Raw genomic sequence first — 15,875 nt, forward strand, 5'->3', positions numbered from 1 at the left:
GGATCTGGGGCCGCACCTAGGGCTGGGGCCGGGGCTGGATCAACGCTCAGGGCACTCGGGCGACCGCGACGTAGAAGCCGCTCAACTCGGCCTTCGGTGCCGGCGATCCCTTGTACCAGTGCGTCGCCGTCACCAGGCCGGGCTCGACCAGTTCCAACCCCTCGAAGAAGCGCTCGACCTCCGCGCGGCGCCGCATCCGCAGCGGCACCTGGCCCTTCTTGTAGGTGTCGGAGACGGAGTCCGCCAGCTTGGGGTGTTCGTCGGTGGTGCCGTGGGACAGCACCAGATAACTCCCGGACGGCAGAGCGTTCACCAGGGTGCGCGTGAGGCCGTACGGGTCCTCCTCGTCGGTGATGAAGTGCATCAGGGCGATGAGGGAGAGCGCGATGGGCTGCTCGAAGTCCAGGAGTTCGCGCGCGTGGTCCAGGATCGCCTCGGGCCGGCGCACATCCGCCTGGACATAGTCCGTGGCCCCTTCCGGGCTGCTGACCAGCAGCGCCTCGGCGTGGCGCAGCACGATGGGGTCGTTGTCGGCGTACACGACCCGGGAGCTCGGCGCGATCGCCTGCACGATCTGGTGGAGGTTGGGTGCCGTGGGGATGCCGGTGCCTATGTCGAGGAACTGCCTGACACCGTTGTCAGCGAGCCAGGCCGCGGCGCGCTGCATGAACGCCCTGTTCCGCGCCGCGTTCGCACGTGCCTCGGGCGGCAGCTTCTGGCCCATCTCCTGATCGACCAGGTAGTTGTCCTTGCCGCCCAGAAGCCAGTCGTAGACACGCGCGGGGTGCGGCCTGCTGGTGTCGATGGGGACATGTGTGTCGTCTGCTGTCATCCGTGGCTCCCCTACGTGTCTGACCGGTTTCACCGTGCGGTGCGCCCCTTGCCCCGGGCCGACCGGCAAGGATCTTCCGACCCTACAGGTCACGAGGTCAACTGTTCTGGCTGGTGGGAGAGTTACTCACGGCAGGTGAGGGAGACACCCGCGTGGCGGTCAGAGCTGCCGGAGGTGGTCGCGCAGGCTGCGCGCGACCTGGGCCATGAGGGCGTCGGCGCCGGGCTGCGCGCCGGCCGGCACCAGGGACTCGGTCAGGGCCGCGACGGCGAAGGTCTGACCGTCGGAGTGCTCGACGACGCCGATCTCGTGACGCAGATTGAGGAGACTGCCGGTCTTGGAGGACCAGGTGCTCGCGTCGGAACTGAAGTCCGGGGTGAGCCGGTGCCTCAGTACGTTGTGGGCCATCAGGTCGCGCAGCCGCTGGGCCACGTCGGGGTGCACCTTCGACGGCGTCCACAGGGCCTGCAGCAGATCGACGAAGGTGCGGGCGCTGCCCGTGTTGGCCCGGGTGGTGTCGAGCTGCGGTACCCGGTGGCCACGCCCGCTGGTGCCCGCGTCGATGGCGAGGGCGTGGGCGAGGTGGACCTGGTCGGCGTCGAAGCGTTCCACCGGGGTGTCGGACAGCTCGTCCACGCGGTGCCGCACGGCGATGCCGCGGATGTCGAACTCCTGCAGCATGGCGGCGACTTGGGCGGGCGGGGTGAGTTCGAACAGCGCGTCGGCTGCCATCCCGTCACTGAGGCAGGTGCTCAGGTAGAGGAGATCGTCGATCGCGATCCGGGCGGGGTGACGGAATCGGCTCAGCCCGGTGGGGCCCGGCGTGGTGACCCGCCCCGGCCGCACCTCCAGCATCGTTCCCCCGTCGAGCTCGCCCCGCCGGATCCGCTCGAGCGTCGCGAGCGCGAGCGGAACCTTGACCAGGGAGGCCGACGGCAGGTGGGTGTCCGCGTCGATCCCCAGCTCGTCCCCCGTGTGCAGGTCCCGCACGAGCAGACAGCCGCGCAGGCCGCCGTCGCGCAGTTGCAGGCGCAGGTCACGCAGCAGGGCCTCGGTGCTCACACCACCGCGCAGGTATCCGTTCATGCCGCCCCCATCTCCATGCCGAGACCTTCGCCCTCCATGCCGAGACCTTCGCCCCTGATCATTGCGCCGCCCCTGATCATCGCGCCGCTCCCGATCATCGAGCCGCTCCTGCCAGGGCCCCGGCCTGAGCGCCCACGCCCAGGCAGCGGGCGATGGCCTCGCCCAGGCGCGTTTCCATGTGCTGCGGATTGCCGTCCGCGGCGGCGGCCAGGGCGAACCCCCGGCCGAGCGCGACCTCGCCGATGGGCCGCCAGGTGAGGGCGAGTTCCTCGGCCTGCGCGAGGGAGCACAGCAACAGGTCGCCCGAGCACAGGACTTCGGCCGCCGCGCTCGTCAGGTCGGGCGCGGCGACGAGCTGCGCGGGCCGCAGGCCGAGCGCGTCGCGCAGGCGCGTCAGGGGGTCGCGGATGTGCGGCACGTCGTCCTCCGGCTGGATCCAGACGCGCCGGGCCGGGCCCGGAGAGGCGCGGCCGACCCGCAGCGTCTCGAGGTAGACACGCCGCACGCCGGGATCCTGGGCGGCGGCGAGGCCGAGCGGCACGGACCACGTCGCCTCGTCCGCGGGCACCGCGAGCAGCGCGGCGCGCACCTGCTGTGCGTGCAGGAGTTCCCTGCGCTGCGTCGGCGGGGCCACCCGCAGGTCGAGCGTGACACCGTGACCGCGCGCCTCGGCGACGAGGCGGGCGAGACCGACCGTGGAGCAGATCCCGGGCACCGCGAGCCGCCAGGGCTTGCGCTTGACGGCCTCGGCCTCGTCGATGAGCACGTCCGCCGCCTGCACCAGCTGGCGGGCCGTGGGCAGCATGTCCCGCCCGAAGGGGGTGAGGACGGCGCGCCGTGACGTGCGCTCGAACAACGGCTCGCCGAAGCGTTCCTCCAGCGCGGCGACGCGACGGCTGGCCACCGACTGGGACATCCGCGCCGCGGCCGCTCCGTCGGTGAAACTGCCGTACTCGCTGACGCTGACGAACGCGCGACACGCTCCCACCAGATCCACGCCCCGGATCCTATGCCAGATCAGCATGGAACCACGCATGAGCGTATTGGACCGCATACGCATCCGACGGCGAGGGTGGCTGCGGCACTCACGACCACGTACCGGGACGAAGCCGTGCCGCCCCGTCCCCTATGCGCCCTGCCCTCGGGGCGCCCGGAGGTTTGGCCCATGCAGCACACCCGAGCCCGTCTGCGGCGCGCCCGCGCCCGTCGCTCCGTTCTCGGAGCACTCGCCACGCTCTTCGTAGTCCCGCTCGTGGCCTGCGCGGACGGTGAATCCTCGGCGTCGTCGTCACCTTCCACGGCGACCACGAAGCCCGCCGGAACAACCGAACCCGCTGGGGCCTCGAAGCCGGCCACCCGCGATTTCAAGGCCCTTGAGCGCAAGTTCGACGCCCGGCTCGGCGTCTACGCCGTCGACACCGGCACCGGACGCGAGGTGACCCACAACGCCGGGGAGCGCTTCGCCTACAACTCCACGTTCAAGGCACTGGCCGCCGGAGCCGTGCTGCGCAAGTACTCGCTCAGCGGCCTCGACCAGAAGATCACGTACTCCAAGGACGATCTGGTCGCCAATTCGCCCGTGACCGAGAAGCACGTCGACACCGGGATGACGCTGGGCGAACTGTGCGACGCCGCCGTCCGCTACAGCGACAACACCGCGGCCAACCTGCTCTTCGACCGACTCGGCGGCCCCAAGGGCCTGGACGCCGTACTGGAGAGGATGGGCGACGACGTCACGCGGATGGACCGCATCGAACCCGACCTGAGCACCTGGGTCCCCGGCGAGAAGCGGGACACCTCCACACCGCGGGCGCTGGCCAAGGACCTGCGGGCGTTCGTGCTCGGGGACGTCCTGCGCAAGGGCGAACGCGCGCAGCTCACCAAGTGGCTGAAGACCAACACCACCGGCGACAAGACCATCAAGGCCGGGGTGCCCGAGAACTGGGTGGTGGGCGACAAGACCGGGACCGGAAGCTACTACGGCGCCCGCAACGACATCGCCGTGGTGTGGCCCCCCGACGGCGCCCCCATCGTCATGGCGATCCTGTCGAACCGCGGCACGAAGGGCGCCGAACCCTCCGACAAGCTGATCGCGGAAGCAGCCTCGGTGACCGTCGATGCACTGCGCTAGCGGGGCGCACACCTCGCGCTCGTAAGCGAAAGCACGCCTCGCGGTCGCGGGAGAGGTACGCCCTCGACGCGTGCCCCGGCGACCGAGCACCGGGCCGGCCGGGCGCGGCGAAGCCACCCGCCGCCCCGGCCCTCTCCCGCGTCCCGCCCTCTTCCGAACGCTCTGCTGCCCGCAGCGGAAAGCCCTCACAAGGAGCCCTCGATGACGGATGTCGCACCCCTCACCGACCACGGACGCAGACCCGCCGGCCCCGGCCGAGGTCCCGCCAGGAAGGCCACCCGCGTGGTGGTCGTGGCGGGCCTGACGCTCACGCTGGCCGCGGGCATCGGGTACGCCGCGGAGCTCGGCCCCTTCGACCCGGGGCCCGCGACACCCGACCCGGAGGCGACCCGGCAGGCACACGCGTTCCTCGCCGGCTGGGAGGCGGGCCGCATGTCACGCGCGGCGGCGCTGACCTCCCGCCCCGAGCAGGCGGAGCGTGTCCTGAACAGCTTCACCGCCGGGCTCGACATCAGTGAGCCGGAGCTGACTCCGGGTGCGGCCAAGGCCGGTGAGGACGGCACCGTGACCGTGGCCTTCACCGCGAAGATGCCCGTCACCGGCCTCGGCACCTGGAGATACGCCTCCGCCGTGCCTCTGCGCAAGCAGGACGACGGCACCTGGAGGGTGGAGTGGGCGCTGTCCCTGGTGCACCCGAAGCTGAGCAGCACGGAGAAATTCCGCCTGGAGCGGGAGGACACCGCCGGGCCCGAGATCAACGACCGGGAGGGGAACGCTCTGTCGAGCAGGACGAACCCCTCGCTCGGCCCGCTCCTGCCCCAGATCGCCGGGGGCAGCGGCGCGGGCCCGCGCGGCGCGGTGCGGCTCGTCGACCGGGCCACCGGCGAGGTCAAGGGCACGGAGGCCTCCTTCGGCAAGAAGTCCGGCCGCCCCGCCGACCGGCCCGCGCCCACCACCCTCGACGCCACCTGGCAGTCCGCGGCGGAGAAGGCCCTGGCCACCAAGGCCGACGGCAAGGACGCCGCGCTCGTGGCCCTGCGGATCGACAACGGTGAGATCCTTGCCGTAGCCAACTCCCCCTCGTCCGGGTTCAATCGCGCCGTCTCGGGCACCTACGCGCCGGGCTCCACCTGGAAGATCGTCACCACCAGCGCGCTGCTCCTCAAGGACGCGGTCGCACCCGACGACGTCGTGGACTGCCCCAAATACCTCACTGTCGGCAAGCGGTTCCAGAACGTGGAGACCTCCGAGCACCGGGGCGCCACCTTCCGCAAGGACTTCACCACCTCGTGCAACACCGCCTTCATCAGCCTGCGCGACAAGGTCGGTGACCAGGAGCTGGGCGATGTCGCCGGAAAGTACTTCGGGGTCGGGCAGAAGTGGGGCGTCGGCATCCCCTCGTACGACGGGTCGGTCCCGACCCCGCGGGATCAGACCGAGAAGGCCGCATCGATGATCGGGCAGGGCAGAGTGCAGGCCAACCCGCTGATCATGGCGTCCGTCACCGCGACGGCGGTGTCCGGCACCTTTCATCAGCCCCGCCTGACGGGCGGCGCCAAGGACACGACAAGCACCACCCCGTTGCCGCGAGAAGTCGTCACGCAGCTGCGGGAGTTGATGCGCGCCACGGTCACCGACGGCACGGCCTCGGTCCTTGCCGACCTTCCCGGCGAGGTGGGGGCGAAGACGGGTACGGCCGAGGTCTCCGACGACGCCCCCAACAACGGCTGGTTCGTCGCCTACCGCGGCAATGTCGCCATGGCCTGCGTCGTCGAGAAGGGCGTCACCGGCGGCGCGTCGGCCGGACCCGTCGTGCGCGGTCTCCTCGGCGCGGTGCCCGACGATCCGTCCTGACGCTCACCGCACCCACCCTGGCCTCTGCCTCGGGCTTCAGGCGTCCCGACACTCCACGTGCCCCCAGCCGTGCGGGTTCTTCGCGATCTTCTCACCGGCGGCGTAGGGCTTCTGGCAGTGGCAGCGGCCGGGGAACTTGGCCTTGATGACGCCGCCCGCGCCGCCCTTGCCCGCCTTCGCACCGGAGCTCTTGCCCGCGCCGGAGCTCTTGCGCGGCCGGGCGGCAGGCGAGGCCGTCATGCGCTCGGGGCGCGGCTCCGGGATCGCGACCGCTCCGTGGATGGTTCCCGCGGGCTGCTGTGTCGTGGCGGCGTCACTGGCCGCGACGTCGGCGATCGCGTTGAGGTGGTCGCCGTCGACCTGGTGGGCCGCGACGTGCCGGAAGGTGACCGCGCGGCCCTGCAGGAGTGCGTCGATGCGCACGACGAGTTCCTTGTTGGCGACCGGCTTCTTCGCGGCGGTCAGCCAGCCGTTGCGCTTCCAGGACGCGATCCACTTGGTGACGGCGTTCATCGCGTACTGGCTGTCCATACGGACCTCCAGCGGCACGGCGGCGTCCGTGGACTCCAACAGCTCGGCCAGAGCGGTCAGTTCGGCCACGTTGTTGGTCGTGTCCCCGAGCGGTCCCGCCTCCCACCGCTGCGGGCGCTCGTCGGCGTCGGCGACCACCCAGGCCCAGGCGGCGGGCCCGGGGTTCTTCTTCGCGGCTCCGTCACAGGCGGCGATGATCAAGTCAGACATCCCTCGATGATGCCAGCCTTAGGGAGGCGCGGCGGCCACCGCCCCTCCGGCATCGGGCCCTACCCCTTCGGGGCATCCAAGGCCGGGGCGACGACGGCGAAGGCCCGGTCGGTCAGCTCGGCCGGGTCCTCGACTCCGTCGCTGTCGCTCCAGAGCCGCAGCACGGCGTCGAAGGCGGACAGCGCCATGCTCGCGGCCAGCCGCGGGTAAAGGTCCACGCCCGCGTCACGCCCCACACGTCGCGCCACCTCTCCCGTCAGGTCGTCGCCCCACTGCGCCTGGTGTTCCAGGAAGCGTGCGCGCAGCGCCGGCGTCCGCAGGATCAGCCGCACCACGGGCAGCACCCGCTCGGCGTGATCGCCACAGGCGGCCAGCGGAACCCACACCGCGTGCCGCAGCGCCACGGAGAGCCGCTCATCGGCGGGGCGAGCCGCCAGCTCCGCGTGAATGCCGACGCCCATGTCGGCCAGGAACTGGACGACCACGTCCTCCTTGGACGCGAAGTACCGGAAGAACGTCCGCCGGGAGACTCCCGCGGTGGTCACGATCTCGTCGATGGTGACCGCGTCGAATCCCTTCCGGGCGAGGAGTTGCAGCGCCGCTTCGGTCAACTCGTTCGAGACGAGCTGCCGTTTGCGCTCGGCCATGGTCACTTCGGGGCGGGAACTCACCCAGCCATGGTACACGCCATGCCTTGCATGGCACTCAGATTCACTCTTGACACTGAGTGCCACGAGCGACAACATGTGTCGCATGACGCAGCAACAGCGCTGGACAGCCGACCAGATCCCCGACCAGACCAGCCGGGTGTTCGTCGTCACCGGAGCCAACAGCGGCCTCGGTCTGGCGACCACCCGGGCGCTCGCCCGGCGGGGCGGCCACGTGATCCTCGCGGTGCGCGACGAGGAGAAGGGCCGCCGGGCGGCCGCGGAGATCACCGCCGCGCACCCGGCCGCGAGCCTGGAGATACGCCGCCTCGACCTGGCCGACCTCGACTCGGTCCGCGGCTTCGCCGACGGACTGCGCGCCGACCACCCACGCCTCGACGTGCTCATCAACAACGCGGGCGTGATGGCGCCGCCTCGTACGCTCAGCAAGCAGGGCCACGAGCTGCAGTTCGCCTGCAATCACCTCGGCCACTTCGCGCTCACCGGCCTGCTGCTGGACCTGCTGACCGCCGGGAGCGACCCCCGCGTGGTGACGGTGAGTTCGATCAACCACCGCCAGGCGCGCCTCCGCTTCGACGACCTGCACGGCGAGCGCGGCTACAAGCCCATGGGCAACTACAACCAGTCGAAGCTCGCCAACGCCGTCTTCGGCAAGGAACTCCACCGCCGCCTCACCGAGTCCCGCAGCCCGGTGCGCAGCGTGCTCGCCCACCCCGGCTACACCGCCACCAACCTCCAGATGGGCACGCCGACCGGCCTGTGGCGGATGCTGCTCGGGCGCATCGGCAACCCGCTGTTCGCCCAGCGCCCGGCCGACGGCGCGCTGCCCCAGCTGTACGCGGCGACCGAACCGGACGTGGAGAGCGGCCACTTCATCGGCCCCGGCGGCCTGGCCGAGCTGCGCGGCGCGCCGACCCGGGTGCAACTGGCCCCCGTGGCGGCGGACGAGGAGACCGGGCGGCGCCTGTGGGAGCTGTCGGAGCAACTCACCGACGTACGGTTCACGTTCCCGGCCGCCGTATAGAGGTCCGGGAGCACCTTGTCAGCCAGCCATCCGGGAGCACCTTGTCAGCGGTGGCTGGGGCGGATCAACTCCCAGGCCTGGAGGGCGAAGTCGAGGGTCATGCCGTGGCGCTCGTACAGGGCGAGCGCGCCTGTGCTGTTGTCGGTGTCCACGCCGAGACCGATCCGCTCGCGCCCCAGCGCCGCGTAGTGACCGAAGGCATGCCGCAGCAGATAGCTGCCCAGGCCGTGGCCGCGAGCCTGGCGCAGCACGCCGATGTGGCCGATCCAGGCCATCGGGGTGCGGTCGTTGCGCGTGCGCAGCACCGCAGCGTCCCCCAGGCCCTCGACATGCGCGATCCATGCCAGGGCCCAGTCCGCGCGCTCGGCGTCGATGTCGTCCAGCCACTGCTCGTAGGTGCGCGGATGGAAGTCGAAGTGGTCGGCGAAGGTCTCCTGCACCAGCGCGTGGGCACGCCTGCGGTCCGCCTCGGCCAGACAAGGCCGCAGGGTCACACCGGGCGGCGGCTCGGGCATTTGATCCGTGTCCCTGGACAGGGGGCGGACCATCGAGTTGTAGCGCCGGACCGGCGTCCAGCCTCGCCCGCGCAGCGCGCCCAGGTCCACCGTGGGTGCGATGTTGAGGTGCAGGCGCACCACCGCCCGGCCGGCTCCGTTGGCGGCGGCCCGCTCGGCGGCGCGCGCCTCCATCAGCTCGAACAGATGCTGGGAGGCCTGGCTCCTGCCGGGCAGCGTGAAGTACTCCGTGTCGATCTGTTCGCCGCCCGACTCATCCCACAGCAGGCCGTACGCGATCAGCCGGCCGTCATCGAACAACAGCCAGGAGTCGTGCTCCAGGTCGACTTCCGGGTGCTTCAAGTCGGCCTGTACCTCGGAGAGTTCGGTGTCGGCACGCCCGATCTGCAAGAGGTCGATCTCATTGAGCAGCGCGCACACCGCCGCCGCGTCATCGAGCGTCGCGGGGCGGACGGTCACGCCGGGCGGGAGGGTGGCGGATGTGGTCATGAAGCCACTCTCCGATGCCCGGGAGTGGGTCCGCAACGGACTTTTCCGGGCCGCCTGGCCGTGCCGGGACCGCGACGGCCCCGGCACGGCCGGCTTCGGGAAGGACCCTAGATGCCGAACGGCGCGGCGTAACGCACCATGCCGGCGGGCAGCGGGTGACCGGCGTCGAGGGCGAGGGCCATCATGGCCTCGTCCGGGACGTCGATGCTGATGCCGATGCCGTGCGCCGAGGCACGGGTGAAGCCGAACCGCGGGTAGTACACCGGGTGCCCGAGGACGGTGACGAAGCGCTCGCCCCGGTCCTTGGCCACGTCCAGCGCGGCACGGATCGCGGCGGAACCCGCCCCGGTCTTCTGGTGCTCGGGGAGTACGGCGACGGGGGCCAGGCACAGCGCCGGGGTGTCCCCGATGTGACACCGGGTCAGGAGGGCGTGGCCGACGATCCTGCCGTCCTGGTCGGTGGTCACGACGGACAGTCCGTCGATCCACGCGGGATCGGCGCGCAGCGCGTCGACGAGGTCGGCTTCCGCGGGGGTGTCGAACGCGGCGAGGACGACCGCGCGAACGGCGGGGATGTCAGCGCTGGTCTCGGCGCGCGTGATCCAGGTGTTGCTCGTGTTGTTGCTCATGATGGATGAGGATCCATTTCATGGTGAGTTCGTGTGGGTGGGTGCCCCGCGAGCTCACGCTCCCGGCGAGGCGAATCCGACTGGGATCAGGCCACGACCCGGGACGTGAGGGCTGTCCGGGCGGTGCGCTTGGCAGTGGCCTTGAGCGCGGTCATCAGCCCCAACTCCCTACATCCTCGATCCGGAACACACGAACGCCGAAGATCTTATCATCCGGCTGCTTTCGGACACCTGGCGCGGCGGGCGCAGGGCGGGCACGGGGCGGGGTGGGGCGGGCCGAGTCCGCCCCACCCCTGGTCACACGTACTCAGCAGGAGATCGCGTGGACCCGGGCGGTGCAACCCCTTGATTGTTCGGTGCCAGGACCCATAAGTTACTGACCAGTATCGACAGTCGTCCGGTCCGCGGCCACGCCTTCGCCGCCTCCAGAGCGGCGCTCGTCGGCCCAATCGACCCGAGGGAGCCACCATGCCCACACTCGACCGCCAGGACGACGTCTTCATCCTCGACCTCGGGGACGGCGAGAACCGCTTCCACCCCGACTGGCTCGCCTCCGTCAACGCCGCGCTCGACGAGGTGGAGAAGGCGGACGGGCCACGCGCCCTGGTGACCGCCGCGACGGGGAAGTTCTTCTCCAACGGCCTCGACCTGGACTGGCTCTTCGCCCATGCCGACCAGCACCAGGACTACGTCATCACCGTCCAAGCCCTGCTGGCGCGCGTGCTGTCCCTGCCGGTCGTCACCGTGGCCGCGCTGCAGGGGCACACCTTCGCGGCCGGGGCGATGCTCTCCCTGGCCCACGACTTCCGCGTGATGCGCGCCGACCGCGGCTTCTGGTGCCTGCCGGAGGCCGACATCAACATCCCCTTCACCCCGGGCATGTCCGCACTCATCCAGGCCAGGCTGACCCCGCAGACCGCACACGAGGCCATGACGACCGGCCGACGGTACGGCGGCCACGACGCCCTGGCCGCCGCGCTGGTCGACCGGGCGGTGGACGAGGGCTCCGTACGCCGGACCGCCATGGAGTTGGCTCAGACCCTGGTCGGCAAGGCCGGTCCCACTCTCGGCACCATCAAGGCCCGTATGTACGCGCCGGCCCTGACCGCCCTGCGCGACAAGGACAACCCTCTCGGCTGACACCGGCAGCCGTCGCGCGAAGATGCGTGGATGGACCCCGACCACGCACGCGTCGACCACTCGCTCGCCGACCCCTCCCTCGCCGATCCCTCCCTCATCGGCCACTGGAGCAGCCTCCCGTTCTCCTACGGCGTCATGGAGGCCTCCGAACTGGGCCTGCTCAGCGACGGCCGGGGCTGGAGCGCGTGGTTCAACTTCGAGGCTTTGTGTGTCACTCGCCTCGCCTGGAGGTGCCCGGAGCCGGGAGTCGTCGAGCTGAGCGCGAAGTGGATGGTGGAAGGAACACTCGCCGACGGACCCGGCCCCCTGGCGTTCTCCCTGGTGGAGTCGACCACGCAGGTGAACGACGTCACCCGCCACCCTTTCGCGGTCGGACCGGCGACGCCCCTGCCGGGAGCGGATACCGTGACGGCGCTCAACTTCGACGAGCCGGTCGAGTTCTGCTCCCGCTTCGCGAGGAGCTCTGGGCAGATCCGGCCCGAGGACGACCCTTCTCACCCCGTACTGCCGTATCAGCAGGCCCGCACCTTGTGACCGAGTCCGGCTGGTTACGATCGACCCTGCCGGGAGCCGTGCCGCACGCAGGTCGCGTCGCCGTGCCGGGTGCGCCATGGCGCCACGGCGAGAGCCCCGCACACCGACGTGGCCCGGGAGGCACAGCCGTGAACACCGACGCCGCCACCGGCCTGCTCCACCTGATCGCCGCCGAGCCGACCTTGCTCGCCGTCGCGCCGCCCGGCACCCCCGACGAGATCCTGCTGCACCGGGCCCGCGACGAACACCACCCCTGCCTGGCCTGCGGCCGCCCGGCGAACTGCGCCGTCATCGTCCACTCCCCCGCGGGCGACCGCGTGCTCGACGTGTGCTCGCCCTGCTGGGACACGGTCCGTCAGGCCAATGAGGCGAGCGGCCAGGCGTAGAGAGGGATGGACGGGGGACTCGGGACCGAGGCAGATTGTGTGCCGGCATGCACACGGGCCTCCGCGACGACCTCAGGGAGGCGCGATGTCGACGCAGACCCATCGCCTCATCATCCACGAGCTGGCACGGTGCGAGGAATGTGCTGTGCTGCGTGTGAGCGGTGAACTCGACCGGAGCGGCGAGAAGTTCTTCCTGCGCACCCTCGGCGCTTCCGTCATGGCGGGTCATCGACATCTCGTGCTCGATGTGACGGCATTGGTGTTCTGCGACTCCCGTGGGCTCAACTGTCTGCTCGGGGTGCGGTGGCTGCTGCGGCGCCGTGAGGGGCAGCTGCTGCTGGCCGGAGCTGGGCGGCATCTCGCCGACCTGCTGACGGCGACCGGCAGCACGGAGATCTTCCCCCGCTACCTCACGGTGGGCCAGGCCCTGTCGACCCTGCCGCCCGCGCACCGCCCGACGTGGCCACCCACGCCCGCACCCCGCTCGGACGGCGCGCCTACCGATTCGCCGCCCCTCGGTTACTGAGCAGCTCGGCTACTGAGCAACTCGGTTCCTGAACAGCTCGGTTCCTCAACAGCTACCAGCTCGCAGCTATCAGCTCCCAGCCGGCAGCTCGCAGCACAACCCTTGACGTGCCCGTGGGGCGCCCGAAGAATGAGCGCACTCTGACAACGTTGTCGACGGGAAGGTCGCGCACGATGCCGCAGCACGCCTGGGGAACCACACGCCGTCAAGCTCTGCAGCTGCTCGGGGTGTCCGGTGCCGCGGCGGCCTTCCCGCTCAGCCTCGGCCCGGGACCGGCGGCGGCTGCCGCGGAGGGTCCGGCAAAGGCGGAGGCGAACGCCGTCGCGGACACGTACTACCGTGTCCTGCTCTCCCACACGCGCTGGTCCGAGACCCAGTGGGACGCCGCCCAAGGCCACTACACCAGCAAGGACTTCGGCTTCGCCGTCGTGCTCGGCAACGCGGTGCTGTTGACCCGCGGCCCCTACGACGCCCAGCGCGCCGGAGTCTCCAAGGACACGCTGCGCACCCGTACGCTCGCCACGCTGAAGCACTTCGCGGCCTCGAACCGGTTGACGGGCGGCGCCCAGTGGGGTCGAAAGCTGTTCTTCGACACCACCTTCCAGTCCTACTTCGTCCTGGCGGCGCGTCTGCTCTGGGACGACCTCGACGAGGCGACGCGGCAGAACGTCGACACGATCGTCCGCGAACAGGCCCAGTACACCGAGGCGTTGGGCACGGACGACGACCCTGACTCCGGCGACTGGTCTCCGCACGGGCTCACCGGCGGCTTCAAGGGCGACACCAAACTCGAGGAGATGGGCATCTACGCCCAGGCGCTCGCCCCGGCCCTGGCCTGGGCGAGCGACGACCGGCGGCAGGACGCGTGGCGCGCGGCCTTCGGCCGGTGGAGCCGCAACGAGGCGGGGCTGCCCGCGGCCGATCTCGCGAACCCCGCCCGGGTGGACGGCGTCGCCGTCAGCGAGAACACCGCGCAGAACCTGTACGACACCTTCATCGTCGAGAACCACGGGTCCTTCGGCCCTCACTACCAGGAAGAGCTCTGGCGCACGTCCGGCCGCAACTCCGCCCACTTCCTCGCGGCGGGTCAGGACCTGCCCGAAGTGCTGACCGCCCAGCCCAACGCCGCCCCGCTGTGGCGCACGCTGCTCGGCGTGATGAGCGACGCGGGTGAGCCCCTGATGCCGATGGTCGCGGACCGCGAACACCTCTACGGCCGCGACATCATCCCCCTCGCCTTCCTGGCCCAGGTCGTCGGCGACCGGGCCGCGGCCGCCTGCGAACGCGCGCTCGCCGAACGCCTCGAGGGGTATCAGCAGTATCCGCCGCAGTACCGCATCGCGAAGTTCTCCGGCGAGCCAAAGTACGAGCCCGAGGCACGTGCCGAGCTGGCCATCAGCTACCTCCTGCACGAGTGGCGGGACCGGTCCGGGCAGGGCCGCACCCGCCCCCTTTCCCCGGCCGAGCTCTTCGAGCACGCCGCCGGGGTCACCGACCACGGCGTGGGCCCCGGCTTGGTCTCGCACCAGTCCCCCGGCGCCTGGGCCGGCACCGTCACCAAACCGGGCTTCGTGAAGTTCGCCTGGCAACCGGCCCACGACGACTGGCTGTTCGCACTCAGCGGCCCGACACCCATGTTCCTGCCCAGCACGCGGGCGAAGGTCGTCGAACGCTCCGCGGTCACCTACACGCGCCTGCGGGACGGCTTCGACGGCAGCGCGAGCCTGCTGACGCTGGACCACGGCTTCGCGGGGTTCACCACGCTGCCGTCGGGCGCCGTGGTCTACGCGACGTCCGGCACCGCGGACGGCGAGGGCCACCTGGAGGTGCGCAACCTGTCCATGGACGGCGTACCGGGTCTTGACGGCAGCCGTACCTATCGCGCCGCCGAGGGAAGCACCACCGTCAAGGCGAAGACCGGGGACCAGTCGCCGGCCGGGGCGCGTACCGACGAACTCAGCTTCCCGCGCGGGCAGTTCCGGCACTTGCGCATGCTGGGGGTGCGCCCCGATCCCTCGTACGGATACTCGCTGTACGCCTTCGAGATACGCGACGGGGCCTCGGGCGACAACCTGGCCCGCAGCGGTGGGGCCAAGGCGTCCGCCTCCTCCTTCGAGCCGGGCAGGGAGCCCGCGCGCACGATCGACGGCGACGGTACGAGCCGCTGGGCGGTGTCGCGCGCGGATCGGCCACGGGCCGACAGCTGGATCGCCGTAGATCTCGGTTCCTCCCGGTCCGTGGACCGCGTGACGCTGCGCTGGGAGGCCGCGGCGGGGCGTGCCTACCGGCTCCAGGGGTCGGCCGACGGACAGGAGTGGAGTGACCTGATCGCCTGGCCGCGACCGGATCTGACCAGCCGCGGGCAGTGGCTGGACATCGACGGCCGCGCCGGACTCGTCGTGCGCGGCGGAGCCCACCCCATCGCGGTCTACGGCGACACGGTCGTCCTCTCGGACGGCCCGGCCGAAAGCCTGCTGATCGAAGGGCTCCCGGGCGCGACGACGGACCAACTGCGCGCGGCGGCCGCCCGCACGTCGCCCTCGACGGACTCCGCGGACGTCAAGGTGGCCCTCACCGAGCACCACCTGAGCCTCTTCAACCTCTCCGCCGAGGCCGTGAGCACAACGGTGCAGATCGCTCGCGCACCCTTGTCCCGGGAGGTCCGGCTCTACGAGGGCACGCAGACCCTCACGAATTCCGGCACGGCCCTGCGCATCGAACTCCCCGCCGCCTCAGCCGTGTTGGCGCCGCCCCGCATCACCCTGTCCGCGCACCGCCTTCCCGTGGGCCTGCGGGCCGAGGTCGTCGACGGCGGCACCGTGCGACTGAGCGGTCCCGCCTGCCGGGTCACGGTCTCGGCGCAGGGCAGACGGGTCGGCGCCACGGTACGGGCCGGGCGAACGACCACGGTCACCGTGCCTCGCGCCACGCCGTATCCTCGCCTCGACCTGGCGCTGGGCCGCGACACCTTCCCCACCTCGCCGCTGCCACCCGGCATGACGGACCCGCGGGCCGCGGTGGACGGCGACGAGACGAGCGCGTGGCAGGCCGGGCAGGACGACCGCATGGTCGTCGACCTCGGCGCCGAGCGGCGCGTCAGCGAGATCCGCAGCCGGTGGCGCGGAGGCCACGCCCCGGCCTCCCAGGTGGAGTTCAGCCTGGACGGCCGTACGTACGACGGCTCCGCCCGGCTGTCGACGCGCGGCACCCTGCGCGTCGACCGCACGGCACGCTATGTGGCCCTGCGGGTCACCGCCCGCACCGGGGGTTCTCTGACCGCGTTGACCATCACCTGAAAAATCGCGGGGCCAGAGGGCCAG

The 15,875-nt window shown here is 71.3% G+C and carries 15 protein-coding genes; 8 read left to right on the forward strand and 7 right to left on the reverse strand.

Annotated features, from left to right (window positions below):
• Positions 1 to 46 precede the first annotated feature (46 nt).
• From ACWD02_RS12100 to ACWD02_RS12110, 3 genes are all read right to left on the reverse strand, one after another.
• Positions 47 to 832 carry an SAM-dependent methyltransferase gene (locus tag ACWD02_RS12100; protein WP_451208027.1) on the reverse strand — a complete coding sequence of 262 codons (786 nt, stop codon included), beginning with the start codon at positions 830 to 832 and terminating at the stop codon, positions 47 to 49.
• Positions 833 to 991: 159 nt separating this feature from the next.
• Positions 992 to 1,894 (reverse strand): serine hydrolase, encoded by a 903-nt coding sequence (locus tag ACWD02_RS12105; RefSeq protein WP_451209162.1) that lies wholly within the window; start codon positions 1,892 to 1,894, stop codon positions 992 to 994.
• Positions 1,895 to 2,012: 118 nt separating this feature from the next.
• Positions 2,013 to 2,915, reverse strand: a complete 903-nt coding sequence (locus tag ACWD02_RS12110; protein ID WP_451208030.1) for a LysR family transcriptional regulator — start codon at positions 2,913 to 2,915, stop codon at positions 2,013 to 2,015.
• A 189-nt stretch (positions 2,916 to 3,104) separates the two neighbouring features.
• Here ACWD02_RS12110 and bla point away from each other — a divergent pair, with 189 nt between their 5' ends.
• Positions 3,105 to 4,049, forward strand: coding sequence for a class A beta-lactamase (bla, locus tag ACWD02_RS12115; protein ID WP_451209165.1), 945 nt, complete (start codon positions 3,105 to 3,107; stop codon positions 4,047 to 4,049).
• A 201-nt stretch (positions 4,050 to 4,250) separates the two neighbouring features.
• The gene (locus ACWD02_RS12120) at positions 4,251 to 5,903 is read left to right on the forward strand and encodes a penicillin-binding transpeptidase domain-containing protein (protein WP_451208033.1); all 1,653 of its coding nucleotides are present in this window, start codon (positions 4,251 to 4,253) and stop codon (positions 5,901 to 5,903) included.
• Positions 5,904 to 5,939: 36 nt separating this feature from the next.
• Here the strand turns inward: ACWD02_RS12120 and ACWD02_RS12125 are convergent, their stop codons facing one another.
• Both ACWD02_RS12125 and ACWD02_RS12130 read right to left on the reverse strand, forming a co-directional pair.
• Complete coding sequence (locus ACWD02_RS12125; RefSeq protein WP_451208036.1) at positions 5,940 to 6,644, reverse strand: ribonuclease H family protein; 705 nt, start codon at positions 6,642 to 6,644, stop codon at positions 5,940 to 5,942.
• Between the two features lie 59 nt (positions 6,645 to 6,703).
• On the reverse strand, positions 6,704 to 7,291 hold the full coding sequence (locus ACWD02_RS12130) for a TetR family transcriptional regulator (protein ID WP_451209168.1): 588 nt from the start codon (positions 7,289 to 7,291) through the stop codon (positions 6,704 to 6,706).
• 106 nt (positions 7,292 to 7,397) lie between these two features.
• Between ACWD02_RS12130 and ACWD02_RS12135 the strand changes: the two genes are divergently transcribed.
• Positions 7,398 to 8,336: an oxidoreductase gene (locus ACWD02_RS12135; RefSeq protein WP_451208038.1), complete on the forward strand. Its 939-nt coding sequence runs from the start codon at positions 7,398 to 7,400 to the stop codon at positions 8,334 to 8,336.
• Positions 8,337 to 8,380: 44 nt separating this feature from the next.
• On the opposite strand, the gene ACWD02_RS12140 is transcribed toward ACWD02_RS12135, so the two are convergent.
• Together ACWD02_RS12140 and ACWD02_RS12145 are read right to left on the reverse strand one after the other, a co-directional pair.
• Positions 8,381 to 9,340 (reverse strand): GNAT family N-acetyltransferase, encoded by a 960-nt coding sequence (locus tag ACWD02_RS12140; RefSeq protein WP_451208041.1) that lies wholly within the window; start codon positions 9,338 to 9,340, stop codon positions 8,381 to 8,383.
• Positions 9,341 to 9,447: 107 nt separating this feature from the next.
• Positions 9,448 to 9,969 (reverse strand): GNAT family N-acetyltransferase, encoded by a 522-nt coding sequence (locus tag ACWD02_RS12145; RefSeq protein ID WP_451208044.1) that lies wholly within the window; start codon positions 9,967 to 9,969, stop codon positions 9,448 to 9,450.
• A gap of 468 nt (positions 9,970 to 10,437) precedes the next feature.
• Between ACWD02_RS12145 and ACWD02_RS12150 the strand changes: the two genes are divergently transcribed.
• From ACWD02_RS12150 to ACWD02_RS12170, 5 genes are all read left to right on the forward strand, one after another.
• Entirely contained in the window at positions 10,438 to 11,109 is a 672-nt protein-coding gene (locus tag ACWD02_RS12150) for an enoyl-CoA hydratase-related protein (protein ID WP_451208047.1), read from the forward strand.
• Between the two features lie 30 nt (positions 11,110 to 11,139).
• Entirely contained in the window at positions 11,140 to 11,643 is a 504-nt protein-coding gene (locus ACWD02_RS12155; RefSeq protein ID WP_451208050.1) for a hypothetical protein, read from the forward strand.
• 128 nt (positions 11,644 to 11,771) lie between these two features.
• Entirely contained in the window at positions 11,772 to 12,029 is a 258-nt protein-coding gene (locus tag ACWD02_RS12160) for a hypothetical protein (RefSeq protein WP_451208054.1), read from the forward strand.
• A gap of 85 nt (positions 12,030 to 12,114) precedes the next feature.
• Positions 12,115 to 12,555, forward strand: coding sequence for an STAS domain-containing protein (locus ACWD02_RS12165; RefSeq protein WP_451208057.1), 441 nt, complete (start codon positions 12,115 to 12,117; stop codon positions 12,553 to 12,555).
• Between the two features lie 173 nt (positions 12,556 to 12,728).
• Positions 12,729 to 15,851, forward strand: a complete 3,123-nt coding sequence (locus ACWD02_RS12170) for a discoidin domain-containing protein (protein WP_451208060.1) — start codon at positions 12,729 to 12,731, stop codon at positions 15,849 to 15,851.
• Positions 15,852 to 15,875 lie beyond the last annotated feature (24 nt).

The sequence above is a fragment of the Streptomyces sp. NPDC002853 genome (assembly GCF_053591915.1).

Excerpts from the sequence above, each read along its gene's own strand:
- ACWD02_RS12100 (WP_451208027.1), bottom strand. The coding sequence starts at position 832 with ATGACAGCAGACGACACACATGTCCCCATCGACACCAGCAGGCCGCAC.
- ACWD02_RS12120 (WP_451208033.1), top strand. The coding sequence starts at position 4,251 with ATGACGGATGTCGCACCCCTCACCGACCACGGACGCAGACCCGCCGGC.
- ACWD02_RS12125 (WP_451208036.1), bottom strand. The coding sequence starts at position 6,644 with ATGTCTGACTTGATCATCGCCGCCTGTGACGGAGCCGCGAAGAAGAAC.
- ACWD02_RS12130 (WP_451209168.1), bottom strand. The coding sequence starts at position 7,291 with ATGGCCGAGCGCAAACGGCAGCTCGTCTCGAACGAGTTGACCGAAGCG.
- ACWD02_RS12135 (WP_451208038.1), top strand. The coding sequence starts at position 7,398 with ATGACGCAGCAACAGCGCTGGACAGCCGACCAGATCCCCGACCAGACC.
- ACWD02_RS12140 (WP_451208041.1), bottom strand. The coding sequence starts at position 9,340 with ATGACCACATCCGCCACCCTCCCGCCCGGCGTGACCGTCCGCCCCGCG.
- ACWD02_RS12145 (WP_451208044.1), bottom strand. The coding sequence starts at position 9,969 with ATGAGCAACAACACGAGCAACACCTGGATCACGCGCGCCGAGACCAGC.
- ACWD02_RS12150 (WP_451208047.1), top strand. The coding sequence starts at position 10,438 with ATGCCCACACTCGACCGCCAGGACGACGTCTTCATCCTCGACCTCGGG.
- ACWD02_RS12155 (WP_451208050.1), top strand. The coding sequence starts at position 11,140 with ATGGACCCCGACCACGCACGCGTCGACCACTCGCTCGCCGACCCCTCC.
- ACWD02_RS12165 (WP_451208057.1), top strand. The coding sequence starts at position 12,115 with ATGTCGACGCAGACCCATCGCCTCATCATCCACGAGCTGGCACGGTGC.
- ACWD02_RS12170 (WP_451208060.1), top strand. The coding sequence starts at position 12,729 with ATGCCGCAGCACGCCTGGGGAACCACACGCCGTCAAGCTCTGCAGCTG.